Here is a 12,477-nt window from a genome sequence, read left to right on the forward strand (position 1 = left end):
TCTAATTATCGCTCGACTCGGTCAGCGGGATGACAGACACCATCATTAGTGACAACGTCACCCAAATCAAAAGGATTCACCCCTTCTAGGCAGCCAAGATTAACACCATACTCGTTTGGGTTTGAACGGCGCTGATGCTGAGTATAAACGCCACAAATCGAGCAAAAGTAATGCGTGGCTGTATGTGTATTAAATTGATAAAGCGTTAGACTATCCTCACCTTTAATGAGTCGAATGCCATCCAACGGTACTGATATCACGATGGCCCCTTTGCGACGACAGATTGAACAGTCGCATCGACGAGGATTGACAATACCGTTGGGCAGCGACAATATCATTTCCACCTCGCCACAATGGCACGTGGCATGATGCTTAGTTGCTATTGCCGTACCACCTACTCGTTTGATCATACTGTGTCCTTTTAAATTGCGACTAGACTACATCACTCCGCTTGATACTTTGTAATAGACGACCCCGAATAAACCGACAAACACTAATACTGTCAATAACACTTTGATAATAACAAATTTCACCTTTCCGCCTCTTTCTTTAGCCTTCACCAGTCAAAGAACAATCTAATGGTTTCATGCATCAGCATACCCTATACCGGGTCAGCGTATAGTGCTGTGTGAACCATTATTACTAATAGGTTATTTTGACCATAATGAGCTGGTTTCTATGTGATTGCCCTGTTCTTTAAGAGTTCACAAATGTCATCCTCGCGAGACCTTCATCGATATCAGCGATAACGAGCAACAGCATGGCTCACCATAAAGAAGTGATCAGAGATGATATATCAATCGCATAATTTTATATGCAAAGGGATTATTGGCCCTTTAGGACGTTGAAACACCGTCATGGGCTTGACTGAATAACGACTATTTTTTATCTTGAAGAAGAACGCCTTTGCTTGCGCGTCTGGAATGGCCGAGATCGGTGTAGTACCCGGCCACTTTCTTCTCTTTTAATCGACTTAAACCGCGAAATCGACTTAAACCAAACTTTGCCTATCCACAGAAGACATACGCATGATTAAGCGTCAAATACAATCTACGCTAATTTGGAGCATTAAACGACCTTGCAAAAAGCCCATAGTCATAGGCATCCACACAGATTGAGCAAAAAACAAACTGGCTAATTCCTTCATCCTGTTAATGCCTTGGGTCTTATAAGTATTTAATACCTAACACATTTGCAAGGACACCCACAGACCAGCAAGCAAGCAAGCAAGGCTGAATGTATCAATGCATCGCTTGTTTGGTGCTAATTCTCAAGCTGATGACCATTCTTTTTAACAATTTGAACCACGATTCAATCTTCTAACGGTTGCAATACCACATCGCTATCTCAGTCGCCTCAACATCGAAAACATTCGAGAATGAATACCACCTTGTCAACACCTTGGCTTTTTTGTTCGTGTTAGCCAATTTATAGACCTTAAAGGAGTATGCATTGCCCCTATTTATTAATTATTGTTGGCTAACCTGTTTGAAGTTCAAATAATCTTGCTCAAACAATTCAGCCTTCAACTCATCAATCAACTTCATCACCTCACTTTCAGGTAAGCCAAAGTTTTTGAGCAAATGACGACCTCTAAGAAGGGTGCTCTCAATATAGGTTGCGCCAACAAATTCAATGCCATGCTCACGTAGGTAAAACTCATCCGCTCTTGAGTTCGTTCTAGCAAAGATATCTAACTGAGGGTAATGAGAAAGCATCAAACAAACTTTTCGCAGTGATTCAGAATGAGTAATAGAGACAAAGACCGCATTTGCTCTCTCCAACTGTGCTTTTTTACGAATGCTCGGCATCGTAATATCGCCAAAATGCGCGTTAATACCTAAAGACTTTGCACGTTGAACACTGTCGTAGTTGATATCAATCGCAAGATGAGGGATCTGTGCTTTTTTTGCGAGTAAAGCGATTAAACGCCCGACTTCATCAAGACCAACAATCACTATCGCGTCGCCCTCTTCTTCACCAAGAAGCGATGCGGGGGTTGACTGAGTCACTAGATGTTGGGTGATAACATCCCCTAACTTACTCAACCATGGGGTAGCGATCATACTTAGGCTCACAACAACAATACCCGTCGCAGCCTGCTCAACAGTTAACATGCCTATTGATGACGCAATACCGAGCAATACGAATGCAAACTCTCCAACCTGACTCAATGTAAAAGCGGTTTTTATACTGACACGAGTCGATTGACCTTCCAATCTCGCAAGTAGAAAAAATGAAGTGAGTTTAATCGCGATGATCATCAATAGCGTGAAGATAACTTGTGAGATATTGTGAGTAGCAACCTGAGGATCAATCGACATACCTACGGAGACAAAGAAAAGCCCCATCAATACCCCTTTAAATGGGTTGACGACACTCTCAAGAGTGTGGCGAAAGTCAGAGCCAGAAAGACTCATTCCGAGTAGGAAAGCGCCAAGTGTTGTCGATAGTCCAACTTCATCAACCAACCATAATGTCGCTATCAAAGCGACAAATAAACACAGAACAAACCCTTCCTTATTATGCACACGAACAGCCCAACGTAGGCCTTTGGGTAAGATATAACGCCCAATTGTAATGATAGCGACGACAGCACCTATACCCAACAACAGAGGCATTATCGTATTATCAGAACTAGCCGTATTTTGATGAGCCAAGACAGGAATAATGGCCATAACAGGTACAATGCTCAAATCTTGCCCCATCAAATTGGTAAATATGTTCTTACCATGGGCAGTATTTGTCTCTCCTTTTTCTTCCAGCAACATCATCACAACCGCCGTTGACGACTGCGCGAAGATCAGTCCAAAAACGAGTCCAACTTGCCAATCAAAGCCAAAGTAATAATAAAGAAGACAAAATACACTAGCCGTTAAAGCAACTTGCCCTATCCCTTGTACCAAGAGACCTTTTTTCATTTTCCATAAGTCTTGTGGTTTAACCTCAAGGCCAATGGTAAAAAGAAATAACACCACACCAAAGTCAGCAATTTGCTGCAAAAACTCAATGTCAGTTGTCGCTACAATGCCTGGTGTATGGGGGCCTAAAGCAATACCAGCGGCAATAAAGCCAATAATAGTACCGAGCCTGAGGAAAGAAGAAAGGGCAATAAATGCTGTGATAGTCAGCATGACCATCGTCGCGAAATGAAAAAAGTTTAAGTTTTCCATCAGTTACTCTGCGCAGAAATAGTTTGGATTCTTTGCACAGTAACCGTAGTTAACGCTTTATCTAAATCGCTTTTGTAGTGTCTGATCCATCGCTTCATATACCCACTGACTTGACGGATGCTTACGCAACAAGGCCACATCACTTCTCCAGAGCAGTGAACGACATGGCCCAGCCATGACGCTTAGGTATGTAATAAAGCGATTACGGGACCACTTTATATTTCCAAGCTAAATATTTCGGTAATGGCGAGCCGACGAAACGTGTTCTGGCTTATCTTTCAGCAACTTAATGAAACAGTCTGACATTGACCAATTGGTCACAATGCCTTCATCTTCCATATTAAGGATAGCATCATATCCTTCCTTGCCTTTCATCGTATAAGCGCTTGATGTACCAGTATAAATCCTTGTTACGTCTAACGGACGTCCTTCAATAAACACGCCACTTACGCGCTCACCCATTGGTGCCTCTTTGTCATATTGAAACTCAAGTTGAAATGTATAAGGATAACTTCCGGAACCAGTCCCAACGACCCCGTTACCAATCGCATTATTGATGGCTCCCTCGATGATTAACGGGATAAAACAACCTTGTATTGTATAAACACCAATAGGTACCGCAAATGGCAATAACTTACCCGCAATATCGGCGACCGATACATCACCAGCATTAAGAGAATTTCTTACTCCACCCGCATTGTGTATCGCGAACTCAGGTCGATGGCCGAGCGCTGTCATCGCATGGTGAAATGACTCAGCTACAAAAGGCGCAATCTCGCTACCACCATGCGCATCAGGTACGCGAACATGTCGTAATGCATGCCCTAGTTTGGTGATCGTGGTTTGTTGCAATGCCTTTACGCGCGGCTGATATTTGTTTCTTAAGATACTTTTGACTTGTTCATCTTTTCGACACTGAACAACATTATTGTGCGATTGTATTTTCGCTTTTACCGCATCATAGTCTTGATTGGTTAGAGCGCAATCAACATCCATAAATATTCGACGACCGACTAACAGCTCGTTTTGGCCGCTGAATTCACTTACAACACCGTCACTATCAAACGTAATATCACAATGTCCAAGTGTCATAGCATGGAAACCAGCTTGCACCACATAGGTTTGCTTCACTCGCACACCGTATTGATCTTGTTCACCAAGTCCTAAATCAGAAAAGTCACCCTGTAACACATGACTATGACCACCAATAATTAATCCAATACCTTGTACCTGCTCAGCCAGTTCTAGATCGGCCTCATAACCAAGGTGGCTAAGAAGAATAATTTTATTCGTTCCTGTCCGTTGAATTGCTGCCACTGTGTTACTTGCCGTCGTGATTGCATTTTCAAATACCGTATCACTGTCAGGGTTCGCGATGTCCGCCATCTTATCGATCGACAACCCAAAAATTGCCACGGTTTCGCCATTGACGACTTTTTCAATCCATTGTGCTGTGCGTGTAAGTGGGTCAAAGTGATAAACATTCGTCAAATTGTTGATCGGGAATGTTTTGTCACCTTCTTCAGATAAATTCCAATTTCCGGCCAAGAATGGAAAATGAATGCTTCGTACAAACTGACCGACCGGTTCATTACCCATATCGAGTTCATGATTGCCTAACGTCATGGCATCTAATTCTAAGGCATTCAGAAGATCCGAGTTTGCTTCGCCTTTGAACAACGAAAAATACAACGTTCCCTGAAAACAGTCACCTGCATGGAGGAATAAAAAATCTTCACTGTTATGGCTAGACTTTAGCTGCTCGACTCGAGTTTTAATACGTGCAAAACCACCAGCACTGACAAATGGATGGAATTCCTGATTATCGATTTCAACGTTGAGTTGTAGCGAAGTCGGCTCGAAATAAGAGTGCGTGTCGTTGATATGTGCGATGGTCAATTTGAGAGGTTTATTTGCTTTTATCATCATAATTTCTCTTTTTCTCCTCTCCGATGGTAGCCCGCATTATGTGACATTCAAATGAATTTTTTGAAATCACATGCGTATTATACAGGTCTTATTAGGATATACATCACACTATATTTCTACCATTATTAGACAATTTTACGATCGATCAACCAACATAGATTCAATAAGTTTCTTATAATTTAGTGAGATAGACGAAAACCACCTAGGTTGCGAGATATTTGGGAGAGTTGGATGAAATTGGAACGAATCGATATATCTGGTTTCAGAGGCATCAAGCGCCTTTCTTTAGCGCTCGACGATTTAACGACCCTCATTGGTGAAAATACTTGGGGTAAATCTTCCTTGCTCGACGCATTGTGTGTGGTATTGCCCTCGGATGGCGAACTCTATCAGTTTGAAATGACTGACTTTCACGTTGATCATTCCGTTTCCCATCCGCAAACACAACATCTTCAAATCATCTTGTCATTCGTGTCAACTGAGCGTAATGAAACACTGTCTGGCCGGTATCGTAAACTCAAGCCTGTCTGGCAAGTCGATGAAAACGGAGATTACCGTTTTTACTACAGAATTAGTGCGACACTGGAAGAATACACCGTGACGCAACACTACGCCTTTCTCGACATCGAAGGCACAACGTTACGTTTACATCATTCTGAAAAAATCGCTCAGGAACTGATGACACTGCATCCAGTGATTAGACTTCGAGATTCCCGCCGCTTCAATCACCCTTATGAATACGAGCGATTTCATAACTCTCGAGCAGAAAAGCGCATCAACAATACTTGTCGTCGACTGCTTGCTGTCCCGGGCCATGTTAACAAAGGGGAAATTAAAAGCAGCCTAAATACAATGCGACATTTAGTAGAGCATTACTTCTCATTTAAGAGCCATACCCGTGAGCCGTCGACTAAAAGCCGAGATGGGGTATTCTTTAGCCGCCCTCATTCGGAGCAAAGTTTAGTTAACATCATTGATGAAACAAAAAACCATCAAACACGGCTGCTATTACTTGGCTTACTCAATGCCTACCTTCAGGCTAAGGGCCCAAATGATCTTCGCCGCTGCGCACGACCTATTCTCATTATTGAAGATCCCGAAGGACGACTCCACCCCACCCATTTATCTCGTGCGTGGAGTTTGTTGCAGATGCTTCCTATGCAAAAAATACTCACGACAAATAGTAGCGACTTATTAGGCACGGTTCCGATACAATCGATTCGAAGGTTAGTTCGTCAGTCAGATAAAACGGTTGCTACATCATTAACAACGAAGCACTTGTCTCAAGATGAGTTACGGCGTGTTGGGTTTCATATTCGCTTTCATCGTTCTAGAGCGCTATTCGCAAGGTGTTGGCTTCTTGTCGAAGGTGAAACTGAGGTTTGGTTATTCAATGAACTCGCCAACTTAAGTGGGCATAATTTGGCAGCAGAAGGCGTGCAGATCATTGAATTTGCCCAGTCAGGTCTTAAATCATTGATAAAAGTAGCCAAAGCGTTTGGCATAGATTGGCATGTGGTGACCGATGGTGACGCTGCAGGTAAAAAGTATGCCGCCGCTGTTATGCATCAATTGGACAATGAGCATCCGCGTCATCACTTAACCGAACTTCCCGAGCGAGACATTGAACATTATTTGTATATCAATGGCTTCGAAAGTTTTTTTAAGACACTTATCAAAGTTCCTAATGACCACCCGATCCCACCGCATAAAGTGGTCGTTCGAGTTTTAAAAAAGTACGCAAAACCCGATCTAGCCCTCGCCATTGTTGGAGAGTGTGAGCGACGCGGCGTCGACAGTATTCCATTGTTAATTCGTTGGATATTGAAACGCGTCATTACTATGGCAAACGGAAATACCTAAACACCCACTGATCGGACGTTAATTAACATTCACAAAATCACATAAAAGTGTGTATAAAAATAATTGATACCATCATTTAACAGCCGCGAGGAATGCGGCGGTAGCGGATTAAGGTACCGTTATCTCATTAATTATCTTCCACAAGCCCGTCTCGCTTCGGTGCTAGATTCGCATGCAACCACAAACCGCTCGATTTCATTGCAAAACCAAACAAACCACCTAAAACAAGTGATGGAATCACTAACTGCCAGTTTCCGTTTGCAGCGAAGGTAGCGCAAGCGCCAATAAAGGTTCCTGGTATATAAGCAAGCCAAGCGCGCTTGGCTTGAAAGCACATAAAAAACGACACTAACGCGGTAATGACATAACCTGCAATCTCGAGGTTGATCAGCGAAGAACCATGAATAATAACTAATGCCCACGCTACGCCGGATAAGTTAGTGACTAAGCTCAACGCTAGCCCTTTTGCACCATCGGTAGGAGAAGCAAAATAGCTGGTACACCCTAGAAAACCGGCCCAAGATAACAAACCAAAGGAAATAGCAATCCACCCCCATAACCCAGAAAGAAGACCTGTCGTGATGGAAATAGCGATAAGTTGACTCATAAAGTGGCACCAGCTGCATTAAACTGATGCCACAATAACCAAATCAAACCCAAACTTAAGTGATCGAGAACACATTACGACAAAGTGCGTTTCATTTATTGCACGAAAAGATTGACGTGCGTCACACTAAAGTACTGATGGACGTCCTTTCATCATTCTTAACCCTTCACGTTTAACACATTCAGCCAATGGGTTTTCCGTCATATCTGCGCGCCAGATAAACGATAATGTTCGCTCCATATCGAGCTCTGGCACATTAAGGGCAACGAGGTGACCGGATTCGATAAACTGCTCAACATCAAGATAAGGCAGACACGTTAGATATTGACCATTCGCCACCATACTTCGTAATACAGGTACGTGCTCGTATTCACGCCATACATCCAAATCAGCAATAAGATGATTAATAGAGCTATCAAAAATCTTACGCGTACCTGAACCATGCTCGCGTAATACCCAGCGCGCCTGTTCTAGTTGAGATAAGCTGACTTTCTCTCTTCTCGCAAACGGATGATGGGCGGCTGCAACCACGGTAAGGTGGTCTCGACACCATGTTTCTTGATGGACACGGTTATCATCACAACGACCTTCAATTACGCCTAAGTCATACTTGTATTCCAATATACCCTCTATTACCGAGTCGGTACTTTGGACGCCTAACGTAATACGCATTTCTGGAAAATCATTGTCAATTGAGCTGATAAGATCAGGCACTAAATGCTCAGCGGGTGTTTGGCTTGCACCAAGCTTTAACTCGCCGCTGAGTAGATGCTGTTCATAAAATCCCATTTCAATTTGTTGGGCATCTTGTAACAGACGTTTGGCTTTTGGTCTTAGCCAGACTCCCCAATGAGTAAGAGCCATTTGTTTGCCTTGTCTTTCAAAAAGAGGTCGGCCGAGCATTTTTTCCAATTGTGCTAACGACATACTGGTAGCTGATTGAGTTAAAGACAACCTGTCCGCAGCTTGACTAACACTACCGCTGTCGGCGACAGCGTCGAATACGGCAAGTTGTTTGAGTGAGTACCGCATGATGATCCTTTTCTAACGCTCATAAATTAATGTTTGTTTAAACACGCTTTATCTTACTGATATCAAGTTTTCTTAGCAAAACCTTTGGCTACATCAGCCTGTTCAGTAATCCAGCATCACTGCGCATTGCATTGCTTATCAATTGCAAATGAAACCAATGCCTTATTACGCCGCCCCCCTATTCTACCTAGTGAACAATACTTATCAATAAATTTGATGTGGATATTAAAAATTATCAATTTTACCTCTAGCACCAAATGGCTTTAATCTAGATTCGAACACGGCAAGTAGCCTTGTTTTCGCAAATAGATTAAAGCGTTATGAAATGAGCGACCGACTAAACACACTAAAAGGAAAGGAGTAATTAATGGCAACTTCCAACTCCGATAATCAGCTCTTGTTCTCACCTATCGAAATGATGGCTGAGGCGGAGAAGTTTGCATTAAGTAAAGCAAAGAAAACCAGTGGTATGACAATGAGCCTAGCCATTATGGCAGGTGCCTTCATCGGACTCGCGTTTTTGTTCTATATCACGGTGACAACGGGTAGTGCAGATGCAGGATGGGGGCTCAGCCGTTTAGCCGGTGGCCTTGCATTCAGTATGGGACTCATTTTAATCGTCATCTGTGGCGGTGAACTGTTTACTAGCTCAGTACTTTCCAGCATCTCCTGGGCAAACAAACAAATTAGCTTTAGTAAAATGATTTCAATTTGGGGCAAGGTTTATGTCGGCAACTTCATTGGTGCGATGTTCCTGCTACTGATTGTATCTGCTGCTGGCTTGTATCAAATGGACAACGGTGAATGGGGCTTAAATGCGCTAAATATCGCACAACATAAACTGCACCATTCTTGGGTTCAAGCCTTTGCTCTTGGCGTACTTTGTAACCTGTTAGTTTGTCTTGCGATTTGGTTAACGTTTAGCTCTGCTAATGCCATGACAAAAGCGGCCATGACCATCCTACCTGTTGCCATGTTCGTTAGTAGTGGTTTCGAGCACTGCGTTGCTAACATGTTCATGGTGCCGCTAGGCATTGTTATTCAAAATTTCGCACCTGCTGAATTCTGGACAACAGTAGGTATTAATGCGAGTCATTTTAGTGACTTAACCGCTTCTAACTTTGTTCTCAATAACCTAATACCAGTAACGCTCGGTAACATCATCGGTGGTGCTGTCCTTGTAGGACTTGCTAACTGGAGTATTTATCGCAGACCACAACTAAAAGCGGCCAACGTATCCGCTATCACACAAACCGCTACCTTAATGTCAGTAAAGGAAACCGCTATGGACAACACTATCATTGTAAAAGAAATCATGAACGATCAACCTATCACGCTAAGTGCTGAGATGCTGACATCTGTCGCATTAGACACATTGCTAGACCACAACTTAACTAGCGCACCGGTTGTCAATATTGAGGGCCGCATGGTTGGATTCTTCTCTGTTCACGATGTGATGGTGGATCTATGGTGTGAGAACTATATCCCTAAAGCAGGACAAAAGGTTGTAGACCTAATGAATCGCGACGTCGTCGCCATCCATGTCAACGAAAAACTTGTTGATGTTGCAGAGTATCTTTGCATCGACAAAGAGCAATTATACCCAACATCGTCAATGGGAATTGCCACAAGCTATTCAACGCTTTCATTAGAAGAGCGTGCAAAAACAATGAAAGTCAGTAAACCCCATGTTCTTCCTGTACTCGACAACGGTACGTTAGTCGGTGTGCTATCACGCGGAGACGTTATGAAAGCGATTCGACCTGTTTATGGCGACCGCCTCAATATCGTAGAGCGCACGCTAGAAACGGCGTAACGCTCAATGATTAAAAAGTTTTTGGTTGGAAAATAAGTCGTTTGGCCAAAAAAGCCCCAGTGTCATCACTGGGGCTACCCTATTTCGAAATCCTGTAAATAATACTCACCAGCGCTATCTTCCCCAACATGCATCATTATCATCCCCCTTCACCACCTTTTCATACTGGCGTCCAAAGATGGGTTTAAGAGTCCTTTAATCCAACACATAAAGCTAGGCTATAACTATAGCGATGTAATCTATCACTTAGATCTTGCCCATGTTTACTATGGGACTTAACTCATTGAAACAGCCTGTACTGGTCAATTCAGAATAATCCATTAGACTATTCTCACGCTGCCAGGCTAGTCGGCCACTGTGTTCTTACTCTAAAGCGACTAGCTTTAGCATTTGGTATTTCAATACAGACACAGACGCAACTACTTAGCTACTTAGCTACTTAGCAAGCATTAACGAAACGATTATTAGATCACGCAAACCAGTTTAATAACGGCCTCAGCGCGTAGAATAAACCACGCAGCACCTTACGGTTATCACCTCGTTCAAGCATTGCCTGCGCTCATCTTATCTCAGCAGCTTCGTACCGATTTCTTGCCACGTCCTCTTCATAAACAACAGGCATTGCGAAATAAGTACACCCAACTACCGACTTTTCCACCTACCATGTACCGATATTCCCCATGCATCTCAATAATCTGCTTGATGGCTAAGCGGGTACCTTTCTCGAATATCAATGCCGAGTCTCGTAATGAAAATACATAGCTCTAAAAATACTTAGCGCTATTGCCGATTAGATACACCGCCGATTAGCGGGACATATCAATTAAATTTCTGGCACATAGCCAGCAAATTTCCCTGTATAAATTCCAAACAAATCAGAGACCTGCTTATCTTTTATTTTTTCAATAACACCCACACCAAAAAACGTAAGTGATTGTTTTTAAGTGAAATTAAATCATATCAAACTTTCTGATTTTGATAATAAATATTATCAATTTTACGCAACGGTACGATTGCACTTAATCTAGATACCAACACGGCAGAGACCGAAAACAAGAACCAGTACAACACGATACTGACTATGAAAAACACTCGGTTTGACTCACACACTTATTATTGTCTTCAGGGGTAACATTATGAAAAATATCACCGTTAAACAAATCATGAACAACCAGCCAATCACACTTAGCACAGAAACGATCACTTCAGTTGCGCTGGATACCCTACTAGATAATAACTTAACGAGCGCACCCGTTATCGACGACAACCTTCGCCTTATCGGCTTTCTATCCGTACACGATGTTATGGTCGATTTATGGTGTGAAAACTACATTCCGCAAGAAGAACAAAAAGTCGTCGACATCATGAATAGAAACGTGGTGTCAATCAGCTCTAAAGAGACACTCGTTAATGTTATTGAGGCATTAAGCATCGACAAAGAACAACTTTTCCCAACGACATCGATGGGATACGCCACCAGCATGACCACACTGTCTTTAGAAGAACGCGCTAAAGCAATGAAAGTTGCTAAACCACAAGTCCTTCCCGTTCTAGAAGACGGTAAGTTAGTTGGCAGCATTTCTAGATTGGAAGTCATGAGAGCAGTACGCCCTGCTTATGGTAACCGTTTAAACGTTGTCAATACTGACGACCGCGCAACCGCGTAATCAATGATTCAAAAGTTTTTGGTTGGAAAATAAGTCGTTTGGCCAGAAAAAGCCCCGGTGTAAAAACCGGGGCTACCTTCGTTTGGGTAGCGGCGAAACCAGAGGGCAAAATAGTTCGATCAGGATGTTACTCTTTAAACCATCAAAATTAAGCTGTCATCTTCGTGTAAACGAGGAGCTCCCAAAGCGTATGTCTCACTTAAAATTGGGTAGTGACCTGATAGCTCAAAATAACGCTTTGCACACATAATTAGTCCTAGGCTAACGAATTTTTGGACATAAACGGTTTAGTTTCCTTTTTCCTCGAACTAACAACATTCGTCATTCTCACGAAAGTGAGGATCTCACAAAGCGCGTAGACAATTGAAAAAATTCGATTAAGTTAAATAC

General features: G+C 42.7%; 7 protein-coding genes and 1 pseudogene. 3 read left to right on the plus strand and 5 right to left on the minus strand.

The window, feature by feature from the left end; genetic code table 11:
• Positions 1 to 5: 5 nt before the first annotated feature.
• From AB4405_RS16750 to AB4405_RS16760, 3 genes are all read right to left on the minus strand, one after another.
• Positions 6 to 410, minus strand: coding sequence for a GFA family protein (locus AB4405_RS16750; protein WP_372061915.1), 405 nt, complete (start codon positions 408 to 410; stop codon positions 6 to 8).
• 1,059 nt (positions 411 to 1,469) lie between these two features.
• Positions 1,470 to 3,173, minus strand: a complete 1,704-nt coding sequence (locus tag AB4405_RS16755; protein WP_372061917.1) for a cation:proton antiporter — start codon at positions 3,171 to 3,173, stop codon at positions 1,470 to 1,472.
• A gap of 228 nt (positions 3,174 to 3,401) precedes the next feature.
• On the minus strand, positions 3,402 to 5,102 hold the full coding sequence (locus AB4405_RS16760) for a bifunctional UDP-sugar hydrolase/5'-nucleotidase (RefSeq protein WP_372061918.1): 1,701 nt from the start codon (positions 5,100 to 5,102) through the stop codon (positions 3,402 to 3,404).
• 231 nt (positions 5,103 to 5,333) lie between these two features.
• Here AB4405_RS16760 and AB4405_RS16765 point away from each other — a divergent pair, with 231 nt between their 5' ends.
• Positions 5,334 to 6,965: an ATP-dependent endonuclease gene (locus tag AB4405_RS16765; protein WP_102468632.1), complete on the plus strand. Its 1,632-nt coding sequence runs from the start codon at positions 5,334 to 5,336 to the stop codon at positions 6,963 to 6,965.
• A gap of 127 nt (positions 6,966 to 7,092) precedes the next feature.
• Here the strand turns inward: AB4405_RS16765 and AB4405_RS16770 are convergent, their stop codons facing one another.
• Positions 7,093 to 7,572, minus strand: a complete 480-nt coding sequence (locus AB4405_RS16770) for a DUF1097 domain-containing protein (RefSeq protein ID WP_372061919.1) — start codon at positions 7,570 to 7,572, stop codon at positions 7,093 to 7,095.
• 126 nt (positions 7,573 to 7,698) lie between these two features.
• Positions 7,699 to 8,604 carry a LysR substrate-binding domain-containing protein gene (locus AB4405_RS16775; protein ID WP_102468634.1) on the minus strand — a complete coding sequence of 302 codons (906 nt, stop codon included), beginning with the start codon at positions 8,602 to 8,604 and terminating at the stop codon, positions 7,699 to 7,701.
• 367 nt (positions 8,605 to 8,971) lie between these two features.
• Here AB4405_RS16775 and focA point away from each other — a divergent pair, with 367 nt between their 5' ends.
• Positions 8,972 to 10,420 carry a formate transporter FocA gene (gene focA / locus AB4405_RS16780; RefSeq protein WP_372061921.1) on the plus strand — a complete coding sequence of 483 codons (1,449 nt, stop codon included), beginning with the start codon at positions 8,972 to 8,974 and terminating at the stop codon, positions 10,418 to 10,420.
• Positions 10,421 to 11,574: 1,154 nt separating this feature from the next.
• Positions 11,575 to 12,087, plus strand: a pseudogene (locus tag AB4405_RS16785) (CBS domain-containing protein); the annotation flags it as partial.
• Positions 12,088 to 12,477: the final 390 nt, after the last annotated feature.

The organism is Vibrio sp. 10N.261.51.F12, assembly GCF_041471725.1.
Taxonomy (GTDB): Bacteria; Pseudomonadota; Gammaproteobacteria; order Enterobacterales; family Vibrionaceae; genus Vibrio.